This is a genomic window from Actinosynnema sp. NPDC020468 (assembly GCF_040642015.1).
Classification (GTDB): domain Bacteria; phylum Actinomycetota; class Actinomycetes; order Mycobacteriales; family Pseudonocardiaceae; genus Actinosynnema.
Map to the genome: position 1 here is coordinate 40940 of NZ_JBFAEO010000008.1, position 26168 is coordinate 67107.

At 74.5% G+C, this 26168-nt stretch carries 6 protein-coding genes; 4 read left to right on the forward strand and 2 right to left on the reverse strand.

The genetic code is table 11. The features are described from left to right. Window positions 1-5: 5 nt before the first annotated feature. Window positions 6-1310 (forward strand): TetR/AcrR family transcriptional regulator, encoded by a 1305-nt coding sequence (locus AB0G50_RS08945; protein WP_360104046.1) that lies wholly within the window; start codon window positions 6-8, stop codon window positions 1308-1310. Here AB0G50_RS08945 and AB0G50_RS08950 read toward each other — a convergent pair. Beyond that, the gene (locus tag AB0G50_RS08950; protein ID WP_360104049.1) at window positions 1243-1572 is read right to left on the reverse strand and encodes a hypothetical protein; all 330 of its coding nucleotides are present in this window, start codon (window positions 1570-1572) and stop codon (window positions 1243-1245) included. The two genes, AB0G50_RS08945 and AB0G50_RS08950, sit on opposite strands and share 68 nt — an antisense overlap. A 116-nt stretch (window positions 1573-1688) precedes the next feature. On the opposite strand from AB0G50_RS08950, the gene AB0G50_RS08955 reads away from it, so the two are divergent. Then, window positions 1689-2504, forward strand: coding sequence for a siderophore-interacting protein (locus AB0G50_RS08955; protein ID WP_360104052.1), 816 nt, complete (start codon window positions 1689-1691; stop codon window positions 2502-2504). Window positions 2505-2537: 33 nt separating this feature from the next. Here AB0G50_RS08955 and entS read toward each other — a convergent pair whose 3' ends face one another. Then, window positions 2538-3797 carry an enterobactin transporter EntS gene (entS, locus tag AB0G50_RS08960; protein ID WP_360104055.1) on the reverse strand — a complete coding sequence of 420 codons (1260 nt, stop codon included), beginning with the start codon at window positions 3795-3797 and terminating at the stop codon, window positions 2538-2540. Between the two features lie 119 nt (window positions 3798-3916). Between entS and AB0G50_RS08965 the strand changes: the two genes are divergently transcribed. After that, on the forward strand, window positions 3917-23971 hold the full coding sequence (locus AB0G50_RS08965) for a non-ribosomal peptide synthase/polyketide synthase (RefSeq protein WP_360104058.1): 20055 nt from the start codon (window positions 3917-3919) through the stop codon (window positions 23969-23971). Further along, window positions 23968-26160: a condensation domain-containing protein gene (locus tag AB0G50_RS08970; RefSeq protein WP_360104061.1), complete on the forward strand. Its 2193-nt coding sequence runs from the start codon at window positions 23968-23970 to the stop codon at window positions 26158-26160. Before AB0G50_RS08965 ends, AB0G50_RS08970 begins: the two co-directional genes overlap by 4 nt. Window positions 26161-26168 lie beyond the last annotated feature (8 nt).

The following is a 26168-nucleotide window of genomic DNA, read 5'->3' on the forward strand; positions in this document are numbered from 1 at the left end:
GGGGCGTGACCGCACAGCCCCGGCCGGGTCGTCGTCCGGGGCGTCCCCCGTCGTTGACCCGGGACGACGTCGCCCGCGCCGCCCTGGACGAGGGCATGGAGAACCTGTCCATGCCCTCGGTCGCCCGTCGGCTCGGTGTCGGGCACTCCACGCTCTACCGGTACGTGCACGACCGGGACGACCTGGTTCTGGCGGCGCTGGACCTCGCGATGCGCGAGTTCTCCTGGCCGCCCGCGGACCTGCCGTGGCGCGAGCTGCTGACCGCGTTCGTGGACGCGCTGTGGCGGTTCCTGGCCGGGTCGCCCGGGTTGGCCGAGGCGGTGTGGACCGCGCCGGGGTTGCCGCCGGGCGCCACCGTGCTGATGACCGGGTACCGGGTTCGGCTGCGAGCCGAGGGTTTGTCCGAGCAGGACGCGATGGTGGCGATCGACCTGGTCGCGGACCTGACGGTGGCGACCGAGATCGGGGTGCGCGGGTTGGATCGCGTGTTCGACACGCCTCGTGGTCGGCGGTCGTTGCGCGAGATCTACCTGTTGGCGTGGCCCGAGATGGGTGACGAGACGTTTCGCGGACGTGGGTGGCTGAACGAGAAGCTGGACATCCTGCTCGACGGATTGGCCTCGCGCGTCGGTCCGCCGGTACCGGTGCCTGCCCCGGTGTGCGCGCCGCCCGCGGTGCCCGGCCGGGCCGAGGTCGTGGCGCAGGGGCGGGCGTTGGCGCGGGAGGAGGGGCTGGCCGCGGTGACGCTGCGCGCGGTCGGCCGCCGGGTGGGCGTGGACCCGACCACCCTGCCCGCCGTCGTGGGCGACCGGGACGGCCTGGTGGTCGCGATGCTGGACGCGGTGGCCGAGGAGATCGAGCCGCCACCGGCCGCCGCGGAGCCGCGCGCCGAACTGCTGGCGGTGAGCTGGACGGTGTACGAGGTGCTGCGCGGCGACCCGTGGGCGGTGGCGGCGCTGTCCGTCGACGGCCTGGCGGGCCCGTTGATCCTGCCCTTGGTGGACCGCGTGGTGACGGCGTTCCGCGCGGCCGGCGTGGTGGAGATCGCCGACGCGGCCCGGATCCTGTGGTCGCACCTGTTCGGCGCGGTGCTGTCCGCCACCAACCCGGACGACGAGTCCTTCGGCACCCGCATGGCCGCCGAGGTCGTCCCGGCCCTGGCCCGCCGCGGCGCGGAAGCCCACGACGACCGCGCCCGGCTCGGCCTGTCGATCGTGGTCGACGGCCTCCTGGACCGCCTCGCTACACCGCCCGCCACCCCAACCGCGAGTACGCCGCCCCGTCGGCCCGCTCGAAGGACCAGTGGGTGATCGCGGCGTGCACCTCCCGGGGCTCACCGCTGTGCGCCTCGAACACCCCGTCGTCGTCGGCCCGCACCACCCGGAACGCCCGCCCGTCGAGACTGGACACCTCGAGCGTGTCCCCTTCCCGCGGGTGGATCCGCCGGAGCAGGAACGACCCGCCCCGCTCGTCGACGATGTCCTCCACCAGCATGTACAGCAGGTCCTCGGACGGATCGTCCCACCGGTCGCCGGAACTGGTCTCGGCGACGAGGTACCTCTCGTCGGTCATGATCACCAGTCTACGAACCCGCCTCGGCCCGGCCACGCCCGCCGGCGGGCGACTGTGGATCACCCGGCCATCACGAAGTAAGGTGAGGCTTAGCAAACCGGAGTGAAGGAGTCGTGGTGGCTGAACAGGCTGGCGTCGAGGTCGTGCAGTACGACCTGAAGCCCCGTGTGCTGCGGGTCAAGGCCGTGCGGAACGTGACCCCGAAGATGGTGCGCGTGACGCTGGCCGGGCCTGACCTCGACGGGTTCCAGGAGGCCGCGCCCGCCGACCACGTCAAGCTGTTCTTCCCCGCCGAGCGGGACGGGCTGCCGGTGATGCCCAAGCTCGGCCCCGAGGGCCTGGAGCGGGACCCGAACGCGCCGCGGCCCACGTTCCGCGACTACACGGTGCGCGAGTACCGGGCCGAGCAGGGCGAACTCGACATCGACTTCGTGGTGCACGGCGAGGGCCCCGGCTCGTCCTGGGCGGCCGGCGCGCGCGAGGGCGACGCGGTGGGCGTGCTCGGGCCGCGCGGGTCCGTGCTGGTGCCCAAGGGGCGGGACTGGTACCTCGTGGCGGGCGACGAGACCGCGTTGCCGGCGCTCGCCCGCTGGTTGGAGCAGGCCGACGAGGGTGAGACGGTGTTCGCCTTCGTGGAGGTCGCCGACGAGGCCGAGCACCAGGAGTTGACCTCGAAGGCGGACGTCCGGCTGACCTGGTTGTACCGGGACGGCGCCGAGGCGGGCAGCACGACCCTGCTGCACGACGCCATCGCGGCGCTGGTGCTGCCCGAGGGCAGCGGTTTCGCGTGGGTCGCGGGCGAGGCGAACTCGCTCAAGCCGATCCGCAGGCTGCTGCGCGACGAGCGCGGCCTCCCGCGCGAGTCGATCGACGTCGACGGCTACTGGAAGCGCGGCGAGGAGAACTTCGACCACCACGCGCCCGCCGAGTAGGGCGCCCGTCGGCGCCCTGCTCGACAACGGGGCTCAGGCCGAGGCGAGGTCGTCGGCGGACGGGTCCTGGAGGCTCGACCGCCGCAGGGCGGGCATCGCCGCGCCGACGGCGGAGGACGTGACGACGCACAGCGCGCCGCCCACGACGACCGCGGTCACCGGTCCCACCAGTCGGGCGAGCACGCCCGCCTCGAAGTTGCCCAGCGCGGGCGCGATGTTGGTCTGCGCCAGCCAAAGGCTGCTCACGCGGCCCTGCAAGTGGTCGGGGGTGTTGTGCTGCAACAGGGAACGCCGCAGGATCTCGGACACGGTGTCGGCCGCGCCGAGCAGCGCGAGGCTCACCAGCGCGAGCCACAGCACGCCGTTGCTCAGCCCGAACCCGGCCACCGCGACGCCGCACGCGATCGTCGCGCCGACCAGGTAGTGCCCGGTGCGCCGGACCCGACCGGTCCAGCCGCTGGCCGTCGCGGCGATCATCGCGCCGACGGCGGGCGCGGAGTACAGCAGGCCGACCACGCCGGCGCCGCCCTCGAACACCCGCTCGGCCAGTTCAGGGAACAGCGCGAACGGCATGGTGAACAGCGCCACGCACACGTCGATCAGGAGCAATCCGGCGACGACCCGGTTGCGCGCCACGAACCTCAAACCCTCCACAATGGACTGGACGGGGTTCTCGTCCACCTCGCCGGTCGGCGGCAGCGGTCGGATGAACGACACCAGCCCCGTGGTGATCGCCGTCGCCACGGCGGTCAGCCCGTAGTTCCAGGCGAGGCCGAGCCCGGCGGTCAGCGCGCCGCCGACGGACGGTCCGACGATCGCGCCCAGTTCGGCGGTGATCGCCATCAGCGCGCCCGCCGCGGCGAGCTGACCGCGTCCGACGATGGCCGGCGTGGCGGCCATCAACGCCGTGGCGCTCAACCCGTTCAGCACGCTGTTCAGCGCCGCGCACAGGTAGATCGCCCACAGGTGCGCGTGGTCGAGCGAGGCGTTGAGGGCCAGTGCCGCGAACACCAGCACCGCGCCGCCGCGCGCCAGCAGGATCAGCCTCCGCCGGTCCATCCGGTCCGCCAGCACGCCGCCCGCGAGGGTGCCGGCCAGCATCGGGACCATGATCACCAGGCTGACCAGGGACACCTGGATCGAGGAACCGGTCAGGCCGTAGACCTGGACCGGGATCGCGACGGTGGTCAGGCCGAAGCCGAACAGGGACACCAGTCTCGCCACGAACAGGAAGCGGAACTCCCTGCTCTCTCGCAGGGGTGCCACGTCGACAACCAGGTCGCCGAGCCGCATTCGGGTCTCCTCGGAGCAATGTCACAGGGCTGATCGGCAGCGGTGCGTACCACCGATGCATTAGGTTAGCCTCACCTTAGCTTGTCACCCGATCGTGTGGACCTCTGGAGCATTCCGCCATGCCCGACACCGCACCGCCCTCGCACGCCGTCTCCATCGGACGACCTCTGGCCAACACCGGGGCGTACGTCCTGGACGGTGGCCTGCACCCGGTCCCCGAGGGCCTGGTCGGCGAGCTGTACCTGTCCGGCGACGGGCTCGCGCGCGGGTACCTGGGCAACACCGGGCTCACCGCGTCCCGCTTCGTGGCCGATCCGCACGGTGTGCCGGGCACCCGCATGTACCGCACCGGCGACCTGGTGCGGCAGCGGACCGACGGCGGTTTCGAGTACGTCGGTCGGGCGGACGAGCAGGTCAAGATCCGCGGCTTCCGGGTGGAGCCGCGCGAGGTGACGGCCGCGCTGACCGCGGTGCCGGGCGTCGTGGGCGCGGCGGTGCTCGCGCTGCCGGACGTCGGCGGCTCGCTGCGGCTCGTCGGGTACGTGGTGCCCGCGACGCTCGACGCGGTCGACGTGCGGACCCGGCTCGGCGCGGTGCTGCCGGACTACCTGGTGCCGGCCGCGATCGTGCCGGTGGACCGGATCCCGTTGACCACCAACGGCAAGGTCGACCGCCGGGCGCTGCCCGCGCCGGTCGTGCACGCGGTCGGCCGGGCACCCGCGACCCCGCTGGAAACCCGGCTGTGCGCGCTGTTCGCGACCGTCCTCGGGGTGGCGCAGGTCGGCGCGGACGACGACTTCTTCGCGCTGGGCGGGCACTCCCTGCTCGCGACCAGGCTGATCGGCGCGGTGCGCGCGGAGGTCGGCCAGGACCTGTCGCTGCGGGCGCTGTTCGCCACGCCGACGCCGGCGGGTGTCGCGGCGGCGCTGACCGACCTCGGCCGACCGGCGCTGACCCGCCGCGTGCTGCCCGACGACCTGCCGCTCTCGTTCGCCCAGCAGCGGTTGTGGTTCCTGCACCGGCTCGACCCGGCCGACATCACCTACAACCTGCCGCTGGTGGTGCGGTTGAGCGGTCCGCTCGACGTGCCGGCGCTGGAGGGCGCGCTCGCGGACGTGGCGCGGCGGCACGAGTCGCTGCGCACGGTGTTCCCCGAGGGCGCGGACGGCACGGGGTGCGCGCGGGTGCTCGAGGTGCCGCCGCCGTTGCGCGTGGTGGTCGCGGCCGACCCGGAGTCCGCGGTGCGCCGGGAGATCCGCCGCCCGTTCGACCTGACCGCCGAGCCGCCGGTGCGCGCGACGCTGGTGCGGTCCGACTCCCGGCACGTGCTCGTCCTGCTGCTGCACCACATCGCGGCCGACGAGTGGTCGATGGCGCCGCTGGTGGGCGACCTCACCGCGGCGTACCGGGCTCGGCTCGCGGGCGGCACGGCCGACCTGCCCGAGCTGCCGGTCCGGTACGCGGACTACGCGCTGTGGCAACGGGATCTGCTCGACCTGACCGGCGAGGCGCAGCTCGCGCACTGGCGCGCCGCGCTGGCGGGCGCGCCCGAGGTGCTCGACCTGCCGACCGACCGCCCCCGGCCGGCGATCGCGGGCGCGGCGGGCGACACGGTGCCGTTCACCGTCCCGCACGGCGTCGCGCACGGGATCCGGGACCTCGCGTCCCGCACCGGCACCAGCGTGTTCATGGTGCTGCACGCCGCGCTCACCGCGTTGCTGCGCCGGTTGGGCGCGGGCGAGGACATCACCGTCGGCACGCCGGTGGCCGGTCGCGGCGACACCGAGCTGGACCGGCTTGTCGGGTTCTTCGTCAACACCCTGGCGCTGCGGGTGGACACCGCGGGCGCCGGCACGTTCGCCGAGCTGCTGGACCTGGTGCGGGCCGTCGACCTGGCCGCGTTCGACCACGCGGACGTGCCGTTCGAGCGGGTCGTGGAGGCGCTGAACCCGGCGCGCTCGCCCGCGCACTCGCCGCTGTTCCAGGTGATGCTGGTGCACCGCGCCGGGTTGGCCGAGCGACTCGACCTGCCCGGTGTGAAGTCCACCGTGGACGTCACGGGCGTCGGCACGGCCAAGTTCGACCTGACCTTCGGCGTCGTGGACACCGGTTCGGCGATGACCGGCAGCGTCGAGTACCGCACCGACCTGTTCGACTCGGCCACCGCCCGGACCCTCGGCGACCGCTTCGTCCGGCTGCTCACCGCGATCACCGCCGACCCGTCGACGCCGCTGGACGACCTCGACCTGCTGTCCGCGCGCGAACGCCGGGAACTGGGCCACTGGAACGACACCGCGCGCCGGGTACCGGACACCACCCTGCCCGAGCTGGTCCGCCGCCGGGTCGCGGCGACGCCGGACGCGGTCGCGCTGGTCGCCGACGGCGTCGAGCTGACCTACGCGGAGTTCGACGCGCGGGTCGAGGAACTGGCCCAGGTGCTGGCCTCGCTCGGCGCCGGGCCGGACGCGCTGGTCGCGGTCGCGCTGCCGCGTTCGATCGAGCTGGTCGTGGCGTTGCACGCGATCCAGCGCGCGGGCGCGGCCTACCTGCCGGTCGACGTCGACCACCCGGCCGACCGGATCGCCGGTGTGCTGGCCGACGCCCGCCCGGTGGCCGTGGTGTCCACAGTGGACTTCCCCGGTCACGTCGTGGTGGAACCCGGGAAGCTGCCCGAGGTCGAGCCGCGGCCGCTGCCGGTGGCCACGCCGGACGACGCCGCGTACGTGATCTTCACCTCGGGTTCCACCGGACGGCCCAAGGGCGTCGTGGTGCCGCACCGGGGCATCGTGAACCGGTTGCTGTGGATGCAGGACCGGTACCGGCTCGCGCCGGGGGAGCGGGTGCTCCAGAAGACGCCGGCGACCTTCGACGTGTCGGTGTGGGAGTTCTTCTGGCCGCTGCTGGCGGGCGCGACCCTGGTCGTGGCCAAGCCGGACGGGCACCGCGACCCGGCGTACCTGGCCGAGCTGATCCGCGCCGAGCGGGTCACCACCGCGCACTTCGTGCCGTCCATGCTGCGCGCCTTCCTCGCGGAACCGGCCGCCACCGGGTGCGCGAGCCTGGCCCGGGTGATCTGCTCGGGCGAGGCGCTGCCCGCGGACCTGGCCCGGCGGTGCCGCGAGGTGCTCTCGGCCGAGCTGCACAACCTCTACGGGCCGACGGAGGCGTCGGTCGACGTCACGTCGTGGCAGGTCGCCTCGGCCGACCGGACCACCGTGCCGATCGGTCGACCCGTGTGGAACACCGGGTTGCGGGTGCTGGACGCGCGGTTGCGGCCCGTGCCGCCGCACGTGCCGGGCGAGCTGTACCTGACCGGCGTCCAGTTGGCGCGCGGGTACCTGAACCGGCCCGGGTTGAGCGCGGAGCGGTTCGTCGCGGACCCGCACGGCCCGGCCGGTTCCCGGATGTACCGCACCGGCGACCTGGCGCGGTGGACGCCCGACGGCGTGCTGGAGTTCCTGGGTCGGGTGGACGACCAGGTCAAGCTGCGCGGGTTGCGCGTCGAACTGGGCGAGGTCGAGTCGGCGCTGATCGCCGCGCCCGGCGTGCGCGCGGCGGCCGTGGTGCTGCGCGAGGTGCTGGACGGCGAGCCGGTGCTGGTCGGGTACCTGGTCGGCGCGGTCGACGTGGACGCGGTGCGCCGGTCGGTCGCGCGGGTACTGCCGGACCACATGGTGCCGTCGTTCCTCGTGGTGCTGGACGCGCTTCCGCTGTCCGCCAACGGGAAGCTGGACCGCAAGGCGCTGCCCGCGCCGACCGTCGAGGTCGGCACGCGGGTGCCCGCGACCGCGCGCGAACAGGCGCTGTGCCGGGTGTTCGCGGACGTGCTGGGCTTGGCCGAGGTCGGCGCGGACGACGACTTCTTCGCGCTGGGCGGGCATTCCCTGCTCGCGACCAAGGTCGTCGGGCGGGTGCGGGCCGACCTCGGGGTCGACGTGCCGCTGCGGTCGCTGTTCGCCGCGCCGACGCCCGCCGGGTTGGCCCTGGTGGTGGACGAGAACGCGCCGCCCCGGCCCGCGCTGGTCGCCGGTCCGCGGCCCGAGGTCGTGCCGCTGTCCGCCGCGCAGCGCGGGTTGTGGTTCCTGGACGCGGTGGAGGGCCCCAACTCCACCTACAACCTGCCGCTCGTGCTGCGGTTGACCGGCCCGCTGGACGTGCCGGCGCTGGAGGCCGCGCTGGCCGACGTGGTGGCAAGGCACGAGTCGCTGCGGACGGTGTTCGCCGAGGTCGACGGGCAGCCGCGACAGCTGGTGCGGGACGACGCCCCGGTGCTGCACCGGGGCGCGATCGACCCCGGCCACGCCTTCGACCTCACCGCCGAGCCGCCGCTGCGCGCGGTGCTCGAGGGTTCGGGCGCCGAGCACCGGCTGATGTTGCTGCTGCACCACGTCGCCGGTGACGAGGCGTCGCTCGCCCCGCTCTCCGCCGACCTCGGAACCGCTTACGCGGCAAGGCTTCGCGGCGGGAGTCCGGAGTGGACACCGCTGCCCGTGCAGTACGCGGACTACGCGCTGTGGCACGAGGAGCTGCTGGCCCGGGTGCAGGACGAGCAGGTCGCGTTCTGGACCGCGCAGCTCGCGGGCGTGCCGAACCGGATCGCGCTGCCGACCGACCACCCGGCGCCGGCCGTCGCGGGTCAGGCGGGCGCGCTGCACCCGTTCGCGGTCGGGCCGCAGCTGCACGAGGCGGTGCGCGCGGTCGCGCGGGACACCGGCACCAGCGTGTTCATGGTGGTGCAGGCCGCGGTCGCGGCGCTGCTGTCCCGGATGGGCGCGGGCGAGGACATCCCGTTGGGCGCGCCGGTCGAGGGTCGCTCGGACCCGGCGTTGGACGGGCTGGTCGGGTTCTTCGTCAACACCGTGGTGCTGCGGGTGGACACCTCGGGCGACCCGACGTTCCGCGAGCTGCTGGACCGGGTGCGGCGCGTCGACCTGGCCGCGTTCGACCACGCGGACCTGCCGTTCGACCGGGTGGTCGAGGCGGTCAACCCGACCCGGTCGGCCGCGCACCACCCGCTGTTCCAGGTGATGGTGAGCCACCAGATCGGCGACCGGCGCCCGCCGGAGCTTGCCGGGGTGACCGCCGAGATCGCGCAGTCCGCGCAGGAGACCGCGAAGTTCGACCTGACGTTCAGCGTGCAGGAGAACTCGGGCGGCATGGCCGGGTTCGTGGAGTACCGGACCGACCTGTTCGACGGCACGACGGTGGCGGACCTGGCTACCCGCCTGGTGGCGCTGCTGACCGCGTGCTGCGCGGACACCGGGGTGCGGATCGGCGCGGTGGACGTGCTGGTGGCCGGCGAGCACCCGGCGGCGGCCGTGCCGGTGGACGCGCCGTTGCTGCCCGCGGTGCTGGCAGGCCTCGGGTCGTCCACCGCGGACGCGGTGACCGACGGCGTCGTGACGCTGACCTACGCCGAGCTGGGTGACCGGGTGACCGGGTTGGCCCACTGGTTGCGCGCCCGCGGCGCGGTGGCCGAGCGGGTGGTGGCGATCACCGTGCCGCGCGGGGTGGACTCGGTGGTGGCGCTGCTGGGCGTGCTGGCGTCCGGCGCGACCGCGCTGCACCTGGACCGGGACTACCCGCGGGCGCGGCTGGACGCGATGCTCGCCGACGCGGATCCGGTGCTGGTGCTGGATTCCCTGCCCGCGACGACTCCCGCGCCGCCGGACTGGGACATCGCGCCCGGGTCGGCCGCGTACCTGCTGTACACGTCCGGGTCGACCGGGCGGCCCAAGGGTGTCGTGGTGACGCACGAGAACATCGCGACGCTCTTCGCCTCGCACCGGGCGACGCTGTTCCCCGCGGCCGGGGAGCGGTTGCGGGTCGCGCACACCGCGTCGTTCTCGTTCGACGCGTCGTGGGACCCGGTGCTGTGGATGCTCGGCGGGCACCTGCTGCACGTCGTGCCGGCGGAGGTCTACCGCGACCCGCGCGCGGTGCTCGACCTCGTGGCCGAGCACCGGATCGACTACCTCGACTTCACGCCGTCCTACCTGCGCGAGCTGGTGGACGCGGGGTTGTTCGACAACGCCCACGTCCCCTCGGTGATCGCGGTCGGCGGCGAGGCGGTGCCGGACTCGCTGTGGGTCGACCTGGTCGGGCGGACCCGCGTGCTCAACCTGTACGGGCCGACGGAGGCGACCGTCGACACCTACTGGTGGGACGAGCGGGGTGGTCGCCCGGTGCTCGGCACCCGGGCACTGTTGCTGGACAAGGCGTTGCGGCCGGTGCCGCGCGGTGTGGTCGGCGAGCTGTACCTGGCGGGCGCGTCGCTCGCGCGCGGCTACCTCGGCAACCCGCGCGCGACGGCGGAGCGGTTCGTCGCCGACCCGCTCGGCGCGCCCGGCGAGCGCCTGTACCGCACCGGCGACCTGGCCAAGTGGACGCCGCACTGCCTGCTCGTGCTCGGCCGGGCCGACGAGCAGGTCAAGGTGCGCGGCTTCCGGGTCGAACCCGGTGAGATCGCCGCCGCGCTGACGGCCGTGCCGGGCGTCGACCAGGCCGCGGTCGTGCTGCGAGACGGTCGGCTGGTCGGCTACGTGACACCGTCCACAGTGGAGGGTGAGGCGGTGCGCCGGCACCTCGCCGGCGTGCTGCCGGACTACCTGGTGCCCGCCGCCGTGGTCGCGCTGGAGTCGTTTCCGCGCACCGGCAACGACAAGCTGGACCAGTCCGCGCTGCCCGACCCGGTGTACACCGCGGGTTCCGCGCGGCCCGCGAACGAGACCGAGCGCGTGCTGTGCGCGCTGGTCGCGGAAGTGCTGCGGCTGGACGAGGTCGCGCCCACCGACGGGTTCTTCGACCTGGGTGGCGACAGCATCGTGTCCATCCAGTTCGTCGGTCGGGCCCGCGCGGCCGGGTTCGACCTGAGCGCGCGGGACGTGTTCACCCACCAGACCGTGCGCAACCTGGCCGCCGCGGCCACGCCGCTCGCCGCGCCGGACGAGCACGACACGGCGCGGGACGCGCTCGGCGACGTGCCGACGACCCCGATGACCGCGTGGCTCGGCGACCTGGACGCCCCGGTGTCCGGCTACCACCAGGCCGTGGTGATCCGGGTGCCGCGCGACGAGCCCGGCCTGCGCCGCGCCGTCGCCGCCCTGCTGGACCGGCACGACCTGCTGCGCGCCCGACTGGTGCGCGGCGACCGCTGGTCCCTGCACGTGCCGGAACGGGCGCCGGAGGTGTTCCGGACGGCGGAGCACGACATCACCACCGAGTCCGCCGCCGCGCGCGACCGGCTCGACCCGGACACCGGCGTGATGGTGCAGGCCGTCCACTTCCCGGACCAGGACCGGCTGTTGCTCGCCGTGCACCACCTCGCGGTGGACGCGGTGTCGTGGCGGATCCTGTTGTCCGACCTCGCGGACGCCTACGCCGGCCGCGACCTCCCGCGCACCGGTGCGTCCTTCCGCACCTGGGCGCGCCGGGAACGGGACTACACGGCCGATCTGCCCGCGTGGCGCGGGATCGCCGGCGAGCAGACCCACCCGCTCGACCGCGCCCGCACCGAGGGCGACGTCCGGCGGATCACCGTCACCGCGCCGGAACCCGTGTCGGTCAAGGCGGACGACGCGCTGCTCACCGCGTTGGCCCTGGCGTTCCACCGGGTGCGCGGGGTGGACAGCGTGCTCGTCGACCGCGAGGCGCACGGGCGGGACGGGGACCTCGACGTGTCCCGGACCGTCGGGTGGTTCACCGCGATCCACCCGGTGCGGCTCACCCCCGGCTCGGCCGATCCGCGCGCCGCGCTCAAGGCGGTCAAGGAACAGCTCCGCACCCTGCCCGACGTGCTCGGGTACGGCTTCCTGCGGTTGGCGCACGACCTGCCCACCGCGCCGATCGGCTTCAACCACCTCGGCCGGCTGCCCGCGACCGAGGACGCCGACTTCGCCGTGGCGGCGGAGAACGCGCTGCTGGTCGACGGGATCGACCCGCGGATGCCGGTCACGCACGAGCTGGAGGTGGACTCGGCGGTGCGCGACGGCGTGCTCACCGCGACCTGGGCGTCCGCGGTCCTGGACGAGGCCGAGCTGAGCCGGTTGGCACAGGCCTGGGTGCACGCGCTGGCCGAGCTGACCGAGGACGTCCGCACGCCGGCGGACTTCCCGCTCGCCGTGCTGACCCAGTCCGAAGTGGACGGTCTGCCCGCCGACGTGGTCGAGGTGTGGCGGCAGACGCCGCTCCAGCAGGGCATGGTGTTCCAGTCCGCGTTCGACCAGGACGGCCCCGACGTCTACCTGGGTCAGCTGACCCTCGCGCTGAGCGGCCCGCTGGACGCCGCCGCCCTGCACCGCGCCGCGCAGGCGGTGCTGGACCGGCACGCCACGCTGCGCACGTCGTTCCCGGACACCCGGCACGCGGTCGTCCACGAGGGCGTGACCGTGCCGTGGCGGGAGATCGACGTGACCGGCCAGGACGGGCCGGCCGCGGTGGCCCGGATCACCGCGCAGGACGCCGACACCCGCTTCGACCTCGCCGTGCCGCCGCTGATCCGGTTCACGCTGGTGCGCACCGGAACCGACGAGCACGTGGTGGTGATCAGCAACCACCACGTGCTGCTGGACGGCTGGTCGACGCCGCTGCTGCTGGACGACCTGTTCACGCTCTACCAAGGGGCACAACCACGTCCGGTCACCGGCCCGCACGACTACCTGCGGTGGTTGGCGACCCGGGACGACTCGGCGCGGGTGTGGCACGAGGTGCTCGACGGCGTGCGCCCGACGCTGGTCGGCGGCCCGGCCCAGGACCGCGTGCCCGCGCTGCCGGACACCGTGAGCACCTCGTTGGACGCGGACCTCACCGCGGCCCTCACCACCCGGGCCCGCGCGGAGGGCGTCACGCTCAACACCCTGGTGCACACCGCGTGGGCGCTCGTCCTCGGCGCGCTGACCGGCCGTGACGACGTGGTGTTCGGCACCACGGTGTCCGGCCGCCCGCCGGAGGTGCCCGGCATCGAGCAGGTCATCGGGCTGTTCATCAACACGGTGCCGGTGCGGGTCGCGCTGCGCCCGGCCGAGCCGCTGCGCGCGCTGTTGGCCCGGGTCCAGGCCGAGCACACCGCGCTGCTGGACCACCAGCACGTCGGCCTCGCGGACATCCAGCGGCCGACCGGCGAGCTGTTCGACACCCTGGCGGTGTTCGAGAACTACCCGTTCGACCCGGACAAGGCCGCCGAACCCGTGCCCGGCCTGAAGGTCTCGGCGCAGGCCGGTCGCGACGCCACGCCGTTCCCGCTCGGGTTGACCGTGACCCCGGCCGAGACGCTCAGGCTCGACGTCGAGCACCGGCCGGACGTGGTCGACGCGGCGCCCGTGGTGCGGCACCTGCTGCACGTGCTCACGGCGGTGGCGACGACGCCGGACCTGCCGGTCGGCCGACTGCCCGCGCTGGACGCGGCTCCCGCGCCGGCGGGCGTGCCGGTGACCGCCGCGCCGACCGTGCCGGAAGCCCTGGCCGCGCAGGCGGTGCGGACGCCGGACGCGATCGCGCTGGTGGACGACCGCGGCGCGCGCACGTTCGCCGAGTTGGCGCGCGACGTCGAGCGCGTCGCGTCCTGGTTGCGCGGTCGGGGCGCGGGCCGGGAGGCGGTCGTCGGCCTGGCGCTGCCGCGCGGCGCGGACGCCGTGGTGGCGCTGCTGGCCGTGCTGCGGGCCGGAGGCGTCGCGCTGCCGCTCGACCCGGCCTACCCCGCCGAACGCCTGGCGCTGATGACCGACGATGCCCAGCCGGTGCTCGTGCTGCGCGAACTACCGTCCACAGTGGACTCCGAAGTGGACTCCGAGCCGGCGCCGTGGCCGGCACCAGGGGACGCGGCGTACGTGATCTACACCTCGGGTTCCACCGGTCGGCCCAAGGGTGTCGTGGTCGAGCACCGGGCACTGGCGAACCTGCTGGCCGCGCACCGGCGCGACCACTTCGCCACCGACCGGATGCGGGTGGCGCACACCGCGTCGCTGTCGTTCGACGCCTCCTGGGACCCGATCCTGTGGCTGGTCGCCGGGCACGAGCTGCGCGTGGTGGCCGAGGACCTGTACCGGGACCCGGACGCGTACGTCGAGCTGGTGCGCCGCGAGCGGATCGACGTCGTGGACTTCACGCCCACGTTCCTGGCCCAGCTGGTCGACCGGGGTCTGCTCACCGGCGACCACCGGCCCCCGGTGGTGTGCGTCGGCGGCGAGGCCGTGCCGGAGTCGTTGTGGCACCGGCTTTCCGGGGTCGACGCGGTCGACCTGTACGGACCCACCGAGTACGCGGTGGACGCCTACCTGCGCCGTGCGGGCCGGGAGGCGCCGGTCGCCGGCACGGTCACCCGGGTGCTCGACGGCGCGCTGCGCCCGGTCGGCGCCGGTGTCGTCGGCGAGCTGTACCTGGCCGGGCCGGGCTTGGCGCGCGGATACCTGAACAACACGGCCCTGACCGCGCAGAGGTTCGTGGCCGACCCGCACGGCGCGCCCGGCACGGTGATGTACCGCACCGGTGACCTCGCGACCGTGTCCGACCGGGGTGAGTTGCGGTTCCTGGGTCGAGCCGACGACCAGGTCAAGGTGCGCGGTCACCGGATCGAGCTGGGCGAGGTGGAAACCGCGCTGGCGGGCCTGGACGGGGTGTCGGCGGCGGCCGCCGCGGTGCTCGACGGACGGCTGATCGGGTACGTGGTGGCGGCGTCGGCCGAGGGTGTGCGCGACCGGCTGGCCGCCGTGCTGCCCGCGCCGCTGGTGCCCGCCGCGGTGGTGGCGCTGGAGGAACTGCCCACCACGGTCAACGGCAAGCTCGACCGCACGGCGCTGCCGGTGCCGACGGCGGGTGAGCGGGTAGTCGTCGGCGCGCGCACCGAGGCGGAACGCGTGCTGTGCGAGGCGTTCGCGGACCTGCTCGGGGTCGGCCGGGTCGGCGTGGACGACGGGTTCTTCGCCCTGGGCGGCGACAGCATCGTGTCGATCCAGCTCGTCGGCCGGGTCCGCGCGGCGGGGTACGCGATCACCGCGCGCCAGGTGTTCACCGAGCGCACGCCCGCCCGGATCGCCGCGGTGGCGACCAGGATCCTCGAGGACACCGCCGAACCCGCGCACGCGGCGTACGGCGAGGTGCCCGCGCCGCCGATCACCCGGTGGCTGGCCCGGCTCGTCGGCGACGACGTCGACCGGATGTCCGCCTACAGCCAGGAGGTGCTGGTCCGGCTGCCCGCCGCGCTGAGCGACGAGGAGTTGGCCGCGGGGTTGCGCGCGGTCGTGCGCCGGCACCCGGTGCTGGCCGCGCGGCTGCTCCTGGACCCGTGGCGGCTGGACGTGCCGGCCGAGCCTGACGGCGAAGTGCTGGCCGTGCGCCCGGGAACCGAGCCGGTCGCCCAGGCACTGCGGACCGCTCAGGACGCGTTGGACCCGCGCGCCGGCGTGATGTTCCGGGCGGTGCGGCTGGGTGACGCGGTGCTGCTCGTGGCGCACCACCTGGTGGTGGACGCGGTGTCGTGGCGGATCCTGCTGGGCGACCTCGAATCCGCGTGCGCCGGCCGGGCACTCGACCCGGTGCCCGTCTCCTACCGGACGTGGGCGCGGTCGCTCCTCGAGCGTGATCCGCGCGCCGAGTACTGGCGCGACCTGGTGGCGGAGGGGGAACCGGTGCTCGGGTCCCGCGCGCTGACCGCCGACGACACCGCCGCGACCACCCGGCGGCTCACCGTCACCACGCCCGTCGGCGGGCTGCTGACGACCGTGCCGGCGGCGGTCAACGGCACCGCGCAGGACGTGCTGCTGACCGCGCTCGCCGAGGTCGTCCCGCGGTGGCGGCGCGACCACGGTTTCGGCGACACGACCTCGACCCTGGTCGACGTCGAGGGGCACGGCCGCGAGGGCGACCTCGACCTGTCCCGGGCGATCGGCTGGTTCACCTGCCTGCACCCGGTGCGACTGGAACCCGGTTCCCTCAAGGAGGTCAAGGAGGCGCTGCGCGCGGTGCCCGATCACGGGCTCGGCTTCGGGCTGCTCGGCGGGCTGCGCGGCGGGTCGATCTGCTTCAACTACCTCGGCCGCACCTCGCTCACCTCGGAGGCGCCGTGGGCGCCGCTGCCCGCCGCCCTGCGCGGCGGCGCGGACCGGTTGCCCGCCGCGTACCCGTTGGAGGTCAACGTCGACGCGCTGGACGACGAGCTGACCGCGGTGTGGTCGTGGCAGGACGGCGTGCTCACCGAGGACCAGGTGGCGGACCTGGCCGACCGGTGGGTGGACGCGCTGGCGCGGGTCGGCGGCGAGGGCCGCACCCCGTCGGACTTCCCGTTGGTCGCGCTCGACCAGTCCGAAGTGGACGAACTCGGCGACGACGTGCTGGACGTGTGGCCGCTGACCCCGTTGCAGCAGGGCATGGTGTTCCACGCGCTGCTCGACGACGAGGGACCCGACCTCTACCTGACCCAGCTCACCCTCGACCTGCACGGCCCGCTGGACCCGGCGCGGTTGCGCGCGGCGGTGAACGCGGTGCTCAACCGGCACGACAACCTGCGGATCGCGGTGCACGGCGGGCACGCCAGGGTGCCCGCGTCGGTGGACGTGCCGTGGGTGGAGTCGACGGAGGACTTCGAGGAGTTCCTGCGCCGCGACCAGCGGGAGCGCTTCGACCTCACCCGGCCGCCGCTGGCGCGCTGCGCGCTGCTCTCGGCGGGCGACCGGCACCGGTTCGTGCTGACGAGCCACCACCTGCTGCTCGACGGCTGGTCGACCCCGTTGCTGATCCAGGAGTTGTTCGCGCACTACGCGGGCGACCGGCCGGCGGCCGTGCCGTCGTTCCGCCGCTACCTCGAATGGCTCGAAGCGCGACCGAGTTCGGCGGACGTCTGGCGGGCCGCGCTCGCGGGACTGGCCGAGCCGACCCTGGTCAGCCCGCACGCCTCGCGGGACGCGGTGGACCCCGCCGAGGTCGCCGCCGAGCTGACCGAGGAGGGGACGCGCCGGCTCGTCGGGTTCGCCCAGGACCTCGGCGTCACGGTCAACACCGTCGTGCAGGTCGCGTGGGCGGTGCTGCTGGGCCACCTGACCGGGCGCGACGACGTGGTGTTCGGCGCGGCGGTGTCCGGGCGACCGGGCGACCTGCCGGACGTGGACGCGATGATCGGCCTGTTCATCAACACCGTTCCGGTGCGTGTCGGGCTCCGTCCGGAGTGGACGTTCCGCGAACTGGTCACCCGCGTGCAGCGGGAACAGGCGCTGCTGGGCGAGCACCACCACGTGGCGCTGGCCGACCTCCAGCGGATCGCCGGCTTCGGGCCGCTGTTCGACACCCTGGTGGTGTTCGAGAACTACCCGTTCGACCCGGAGAGCGCCGCGCACGTGGTCGACGGCGTGACGATCGAGGCCGTCGGCGGTCGGGACACCACGCACTACCCGCTGGCGCTGTCCGTGCTGCCGGGCGCGCGCCTGCGACTGCTGCTGGAGTACCGGCCGGACCTGCGCTCCGCGGCCGAGGTCACCGCGATCGGCGACCGGCTCACCGCGCTGCTCGACGTGATCACCACCGAGCCCGACCGCGCGCTGGCCGCGACCACCGCGCTGCTGCCCGGTGAGCGGGACCGGTTGGCGTCCGGCCCGGTCGAGGCGCGGCCGGTCACCGAAGTCCTCGCCGCGCAGGCGGAGGCGACGCCGGACGCGATCGCCGTGGTGGCGGACCGCACGCTGACGTTCGCCGAGCTGGACGCCGAGTCCGACCGGTTGGCCGCCTGGCTCGCGGCACGGGGCGCGGAACCCGAGCGGTTCGTGGCGCTGGCGCTGCCGCGCGCGGCGGACGCGATCGTGGCGATCTTCGGCGTGCTCAAGTCGGGCGCTGCCGTGCTTCCGGTGGACCCGGACTACCCGGCCGAGCGGATCGCACAGGTGCTCGCGGACGCGAACCCCGTGCTGCGCCTGGACTCCCTGCCGGAACTGCCCGCCGAACGGCTGCGGGTGGAGGTGCGGCCGGGCAGCGCGGCGTACGCGATCCACACGTCCGGCTCGACCGGGCGGCCCAAGGGCGTCGTGGTCGAGCACCGGGCGCTGGCGAACCTGCTGGCGTCGCACCGCGCGTCCGTGTTCACCGCCGAGCGGATCAAGGTCACGCACACCGCGTCGTTCGCCTTCGACGCGTCCTGGGACCCGATCCTGTGGCTGCTGGCGGGCCACGAGTTGCACGTGCTGGACGGCGACACGTACCGGGACCCGGACCGGGTGCTCGCGCTGGTCGCCGAACGCGGCCTCGGTCACCTGGACTTCACCCCGTCCTACCTGGCACAGCTGGTCGAGCGCGGCCTGCTGGCCGACCCGCCCGCCGTGCTGTGCGTCGGCGGCGAGGCCGTGCCGGAGTCGCTGTGGCGCGCGCTCGGCCAGGCCGAAGGCGTCGTGGTGCACGACCTCTACGGTCCCACCGAGTACACAGTGGACGCTTACGACCGGCACGTCGACGGCACGGTCACCCCGGTGGCGGGCACGTCGCTGCACGTGCTGGACGCGGCGCTGCGCCCGGTGCCGACCGGTGTTCCCGGCGAGCTGTACCTGGCCGGTCCCGGCCTGGCCCGGGGATACCTCGGCCGACCGGGCGCGACCGCGGAGCGCTTCGTGGCCAACCCGTTCGGCGGCCCGGGCGACCGCCTGTACCGCACCGGCGACCTGGCCCGGTGGACCACGAACGGCCTCGAGCTGCTCGGGCGGGCCGACGACCAGGTGAAGGTGCGGGGTTACCGGATCGAACCGGGCGAGGTCGCGGCCGCGCTGAGCGGTCACGACGGCGTGCGGCAGGCGGTGGTCGTGGTGCTGGACGGTCGACTCGTCGGCTACGTCGAGGGTTCCGCGTCCGCCGACGCGGTGCGCGCGCACGCCGCGCGGGTGCTGCCCGAGCACATGGTGCCGAGCGCGGTCGTGGTGCTGGACGCGCTGCCGCTGCTGCCCAACGGGAAGGTGGACCGGGCCGCGCTGCCCGCGCCGCGGTGGTCGACCGCCGGCTACCGCGCGCCGACCACCCAGGCGGAAACCGTGCTGTGCGGGCTGTTCGCGGACCTGCTCGGGGTCGAGCGGGTCGGCGTCGACGACGGGTTCTTCGACCTGGGCGGCGACAGCATCGTGTCGATCCAGCTGGTCAGCCGGGCGCGCGCGGCGGGCGTGGTGCTCACGCCGCGCCAGGTGTTCGACCACCGCACGCCCGCCGCGCTGGCCGCGATCGCGAGCGACGCGGTCGTCGTGGCGGAACCGGACGAGCCGTTCGGCGAGGTGCCGCCGACCCCGATCATGCGGTGGCTGCTCGACCTCCCGGCCGGTGTCGGGGGGTTCAGCCAGGCGGTGCTGCTGCGCACGCCCGAGGACCTGACCGAGGACGTGCTGCGGACGGCGTTGCGGCAGGTCGTCGCGGCGCACCCGGTGCTGGCCGGTCGACTCGACGGCCGCACGCTCGTGGTGTCCCGTCCCGGCGAGATCCCGGTGCGGTGGCTGGAGAAGGCCGACTGGCAGGCGGAGGCCGAGCTGGCGCAGGCCGCGCTCGACCCGGCCGGTGGTGTGCTGCTGCGCGCGGTGGCGACGCCGGGCCGGCTGCTGCTGGTGATCCACCACCTGGTGGTGGACGAGGTGTCGTGGCGGATCCTGGTGCCGGACCTGGCGGCCGCGTGCCGCGGCGAGGAGCTGCCGCCGCCGAGCGCGTCGTTCCGGCGCTGGGCGCACCACCTGCGCGACCTCGACGTGAGCGTGGAACTGCCGCACTGGCACGGGGTTCTGGCCGACGCCGAGCCGTTGTTCGACGCGCTCGACCCGACGAGGGACACCTCCGCGACCATGAGCCACCTGAAGGTGTCGGCGGGTCCGACGCCGACCGGTGTCGTCGCGGCGTACCACGCGCGGGTCGAGGACGTGCTGCTCACCGCGCTGGCCAGGGCGGTCCGGCCGACCGGGCCGGTGCTGGTCGACCTCGAGGGGCACGGTCGGGCCGACCTCGGGCTGGACACCTCGCGCACGGTCGGCTGGTTCACCACCGTGCACCCGGTGCGGCTGGACGGCAGGCGCGGTCTCCAGGCGGTCAAGGAACAGGTGCGCGCGACGCCGTCCGCGATCGGCTTCGGGCTGCTGGGCGACCGGCTTCCCGCGTCCCGCGCCCAGATCGCGTTCAACTACCTGGGCAAGGCGACGAGCGCGCCGGAGGGTGTGTGGTCGGCCGCACCGGAGAGCGCCGACCTGACCGGCGGCGCGGACGCGGACATGCCGGCCACGCACGTGCTGGAGGTGAACGTCGAGGACGTCGCGGGTGAGCTGGTCGCCACGTTCTCCTGGCCCTCCCGGGTGCTCCCGGACGACCGGGCGCGCGAGCTGGCCGACGCGTTCGCCCGCGAGGTGCGGGTGCTGGCGGCGGACACCGGTGGCGGGCACACGCCGTCGGACTTCCCCTTGGTGGCGTTGACCCAGCAGGACGTGGACGCGCTCGCCTCGCCGGGCGTGCAGGACCTGTGGCCCGCCACGCCGTTGCAGGAGGGCCTGTACTTCCACGCCCTGCTCGACCACGAGGGCGGCCCGGACGTCTACACGGTGCAACTCGCGCTGGACCTCGCCGGTCCGCTCGACCTCGACCGGCTGCGCGCCGCCGCCGAGGGGTTGCTGCGCGACCACCCGAACCTGCGTGCCGGCTTCCGCACCGCGCCGAGCGGCCGCGTGGTGTCGGTCGTGCCGGAGCGGGTGGCCGGCTGGTGGCGGGTGACCGACTCGCCCGACGCGGCCGAGGAGGACAAGGCGCGGTTCGACCTGGCGCTGCCCCCGTTGCTGCGGATCACGGTGGTGCGCCTGGGTTCCGAGCGGTTCCGGCTGCTGGTGACCAACCACCACCTGCTGCTGGACGGCTGGTCGACGCCGCTGCTGGTGCGCGAGCTGTTCACCCGGTACGCGGGGGAGCGGCCGGAGCGCCGCACCCCGTACCGGGACTACCTGCGCTGGCTGGCCGAGCAGGACCACGACCGCGCGCTGGCCGCGTGGCGCTCGGCACTGTCCGATGTGGACGGGCCGACGCTGGTCGCGCCGCCCGGCGACCGCGAGCCGCTGCGCCCGGACCAGGTGTCGGTCGAGCTGTCGACCGAGCTGACCGCGCGGCTGGACCGCTGGGCGCGGACCACCGGCGTGACGGCGAACACCGTCGTGCAGGTGGTGTGGTCGCTGGTGCTCGGCGGGTTGACCGGTCGCACGGACGTGGTGTTCGGCACCACGGTGTCCGGCCGGCCGCCGCAGCTGCCCGGCGTCGAGGACATGGTGGGCCTGTTCATCAACACCGTGCCGGTGCGCGTGCGACTCCGGTTGGCCGAGTCGGTGGCCGACCTCGCGGTGCGGGTGCAGGCCGAGCAGTCGGCGCTGCTGGACCACCAGCACGTGGGACTGGCCGAGATCGGCGAGCTGTTCGACACGCTGGCGGTGTACGAGAACTACCCGTTCGACCCGGACGCGGCGGCGGAGGAGTTCGCCGGCGTGCGGGTGACCGGCGCGGTCGACCAGGACGCCACGCACTACCCGCTGAGCCTGTCCGTGCTGCCGGGCGTGAACCTGGTGCTGCAACTGGGTTACCGGTCGGACGTGTTCTCCGCCGAGGAGATGGGCGCGCTCGCCGCGCGGCTGCACGCCGTGGTGGAGCAGGTGGTCGACCGGCCGGACGTCGCGGTCGGGCGGCTCTCGCTGCTCACGCCGGCCGAGCGGACGCAGGTCGTGGAATCGTTCAACGACAACGAGGTCGACGACCCGGTGCGGACCGTGCCGGAGCTGTTCGCCGCGCACGCCCGCACCCGGCCGGACGCCGTCGCGGTGGTGTGCGAGGACGAGGTGCTCACCTACGCCGAGCTGGACGAGCGGTCGGCCAAGCTGGCGCACGTGCTCGCCGAACTGGGCGCGGGCCCGGAGAGCACGGTGGGCCTCGCGCTGCCGCGCACCGCCGAGATGGTGGTGGCGGTGCTGGGCGTGCTGCGGTCCGGCGCGGCCTACCTGCCGATCGACCCGAACTACCCGCGGCAGCGGATCGAGCACCTGGTGGCCGACGCTCGTCCGGTCGTCGTGCTGTCCACTTCGGACGGAGCGGTCGACGGCCTCGCGCTGGACGACCCGGAGTTCCGGGCCCGCTGGGACGCGGCGCCCGCCGTCGAGCCCGATCACGGGCTGCGGCCGGAGCACCCGGCGTACGTGATCTACACGTCCGGTTCGACGGGTGTGCCCAAGGGCGTCGTCGTGACGCACGAGGGCGTGCCGGCGCTGGTCGCCACCGCGACCCGGTCGCTGGACGTCACGCCGGAGTCGAGGGTGCTGCTGTTCGCGTCGATCAGCTTCGACCTGGCGTTCTTCGAGTGGGCGATGGCGATCCTGGTCGGCGGCACGGCCGTCGTCGTGCCGGCGCACCGCCGGGTCGCCTCCGCCGAGCTGACCGACTACATCGCGGCCACCGGTGTCACGCACCTCGCGCTGCCGCCCGCCGTGCTGGGGGCGCTGCCCGAGGAGTGCGCGCTGCCGACGGGCGCGACCCTGTTGTGCGGCACCGAGGCCGTCACACCCGACCTGGTGCACCGCTGGGGCGGCACGGTCCGCTTCCACGACGCGTACGGCCCCACCGAGGCCACGGTCAACTCGACGCTGTGGCGGCACCACCAGGACTGGCACGGCACCAAGGTGCCGATCGGCGTGCCGGACCCGGGCACCAGGGCGTACGTGCTGGACGCGGCCCTGCGCCCGGTGCCGGTCGGCGTGCCCGGCGAGCTGTACCTGGGCGGGCCTGGACTGGCCCGCGGCTACCACGGCAGGCCGGACCTGACCGCGCTGCGGTTCGTCGCGGACCCGTTCGGGCCGCCCGGATCCCGGCTCTACCGGACCGGTGACCTGGTCAGCCTGCGGCACACCGGCGACCTGGACTTCCACGGCCGCACCGACGACCAGGTGCAGCTGCGCGGGTTCCGGGTCGAGCCGGGCGAGGTGGAGAACGCGCTGGCCACGTTGCCCGGCGTGCGTCAGGCCGCGGTGGTGCTGCGCGAGGACCGGGTCAAGCAGCTCGTCGGGTACGTGGTCGGCGACCTCGACCCCGCGCAGGTGCGCCGGGACGTGGCGAAGCTGCTGCCCGAACACCTGGTGCCGGGCGCGATCGTGGTGCTGGAGAGCTTCCCGCTCACGCCCAACGCCAAGCTCGATCGGCGCGCGCTGCCGGCGCCGGACGCGGGCGCGAAGGGCGGCGCGCCGCGCACCCCGGTCGAGCGGCTGCTGTGCGTCGCGTACGCCGAGGTGCTGGGGCTGCCGGAGGTCGGGCTGTCGGACGACTTCTTCGCGCTGGGCGGTCATTCCCTGCTGGTGGTGCGGTTGCAGGCGGCACTGGGTCAGGCGCTCGGCCGCACGATCGCGCTGCCGGACCTGATCGCCTGTCCGACGCCCGCCGCGCTCGCCGCCCGGCTGGCCGAGGTGCAGGACCCGGCCGCGGCCGTGCGCACGCTGCTCCCGTTGCGGGAGAGGGGAAGCGCGGCGCCGCTGTTCTGCCTGCCGCCGGCGGCGGGGCTCGGCTGGTCGTTCGCCGGGTTGGCCCGGCACCTGCCCGACCGACCGCTGTACGCGTTGCAGGCCCGCACGCTGAGCACGCCCGGCGCGCCGCCGTCGGTGGAGGAGATGGCCCGGGAGTACCTGGCGCACCTCCGCGAGGTCCAGCCGCACGGGCCGTACCACCTGCTGGGCTTCTCGCTCGGCGGCCTGGTGGCGCACCGGATCGCGAGCCTGCTCCAGGCGGACGGCGAGCGGGTCGCGCTGCTGGCGATGCTCGACGCCTACCCGCCCGGCGGCCCGGAGCGCACCGACGTGGCCGACGCCACCCGGTTCCTGCTGCACATGGCAGGCCTCGAATCGTCCGATGTGGACGATCGGGACCTGGTGGTGGAGCTGGTCCACGAGCAGGGCTCGCTCGGCCTGGACCGGGTCGCGCTGAACGCCGTGCTGGACAACCTGCTCGCGTCGGCCGACCAGGTGGCGGGCGCCGAACTCGGTGTGGTGGACGGCGAACTCCTGCTGTTCACCGCGGCACGCGAGGAGCCCGAGCCCGCGTTCACCCCGGCCCGCTGGGACGAGTACGTGGGCCGGGTGCGCGTCGTCGAGGTCGACGCCACCCACGACGAGATGACCGACCCCGGCGCCCTCGCGGTGATCGGGCCGATCCTGCACCGGGAGTGCCAGTCATGACCGCGAGCCTGCCGCTGTCCGCGGCCCAGTCCTCCATCTGGTTCGGGCAGCAGCTCGACCCGGCCAACCCGGTGTACAACACGGCCGACTACGTGCTGGTCGAAGGACCGGTCGACGCCGGCCGGTTCGAGCCGGCGGTCCGCGCGGCGGTGGCCGAGGCGCAGTCGCTGCACGCCCGGTTCTTCCTGGAGCACGAGGAACCCCGGCAGGTGCACGACCCGGTCGACTGGCCGTTCCCGGTGCTCGACCTGTCCGGCGCGCCGGACCCGTTGGCGGCGGCCGAGGACTGGATGCGCGCCGACGTGCGCCTGCCGGTCGACCTGGCCACCGGTCCGCTGTTCGCCCAGGCGCTGCTGAAACTGGCCGACGACCGGTGGGTGTGGCACCAGCGGGTGCACCACATCGCGGTCGACGGCTACGCGTTCTCGTTGCTGGCCAGGCGGGTCGCCGACCTCTACACCGACGGCGGCGGCACCGAGTTCGGCCCGTTCGGGAAGGTGCTGGACGTCGAGCAGTCCTATGTGGACTCACCGAAGCACGCCGCGGACGCCGCGTTCTGGGCCGACTACCTGGCCGACCTGCCCGAGCCGCCCGGTCTGGTCGACCGGCTCGCGGGCATCGGCGACCACACCGTGCGCGCGGTGACCCGGGTCGCGGCGGAGGACCTGCGCGCGCTGGCGAAGGCCGAGGGCGTCGGGTGGCCGGACCTGGTCACCGCCGCGGTGGCCGCGTACCTGCACCGGGCGACCGGCGCGGAGGAGGTCGTGCTGGGCCTGCCGGTGATGGGCCGCCTCGGCACGCCGCTGTTGCGGGTGCCCGCGATCGTGATGAACATCGTGCCGCTGCGGGTGCCGGTGTCCTCGGCGGCGACGCTGCCCGAGCTGGCCCGCGAGGTCGCCGCGCAGATCCGCCGCACCCGGCCGCACCAGCGGTACCGGCACGAGCAGATCCGCCGCGACCTGTCGCTGGTCGGCGGCAACCGCAAGCTGTTCGGCCCGGTCGTCAACGTCATGCCGTTCGACAACGACCTGCGGTTCGGCGGGCACCCCGGCCGGATGCGCAACCTCGCCGCCGGCCCGGTGGAGGACCTGGCGATCGGCGTCCGGGACTTCTCCGACGGCGCGGGCCTGAGCGTCGAGCTCGACGGCAACCCCGCGCTGTACGACCAGGACGAGCTCGACCGGCACCGGGACCGGTTGACGCGCCTGCTGCACGAGGCCGTCCGCACGCCCGAACGGCCCATCGGCCGCCTCCCGTTGGCGGACACCGCCGTCGTGGCCTATCAACCACAACCGCCCGCGCCGGACGTGGTGGACCTGATCCGGGCCCGGGCCGCCGAACGGCCCGAGGCGATCGCGGTCGAACGCGGCGAGGCGACGCTGACCTACGCCGAGCTGGTGGCCGAGGCCGACGCGTTGGCCGCCCGGCTGCGCGAGCGCGGCGCGGGACCGGACGTGCTGGTGGCACTGGGTTCCGGCCGTCGGCTGGAGACGATCACCGCGCTGCTCGGCGTGCTGTTCGCGGGCGCGGCGTACGTGCCGGTGGACCCGGACGCGCCGGTCGAGCGGACGAAACCGGTGTACGACGCGGCGCACCTGGTGATCGGCGACGGGCTGGTCCTCAGTGGACGGTCCTCGGGCGAGGGTGCCGTCACGCCCGACCACCTGGCCTACGTCATCCACACCTCGGGTTCGACCGGACGGCCCAACGGCGTGCTGGTGACCCGGAAGGCCCTGGCGGGCTTCGTGCGCGCCGCCACCGCCCGGTACGGGGTCACCGCGGCGGACCGGGTGCTCCAGTTCGCCGCGCTGCACTTCGACGCCAGCGTGGAGGAGGTGTTCGTCGCGCTCTGCGCGGGCGCGACGCTCGTGCTGCGCACCGACGAGATGACCGCGTCGGTCGACGGGTTCCTGCGCGCGTGCGACGAAGCCCACATCACGTTCCTGGACCTGCCTACGGCGTTCTGGCATGAGGTGGCACACGTCGTGGCCGGCGGCACGCCCGTGCCGGAGTCCGTGCGGGCGGTGGTGATCGGGGGCGAGGCCGCCCTCGGCACCCGCGTCGACCAGTGGAGATCCACCGCGCCCGGCGTCGAGCTGATCAACACCTACGGCCCGACGGAGGCGACCGTCGTCGCGACGGCGGCCGATCTCGGCGCGGCGATGCGGAAAAGTTATCCCACTCATTAGGTAAGGCT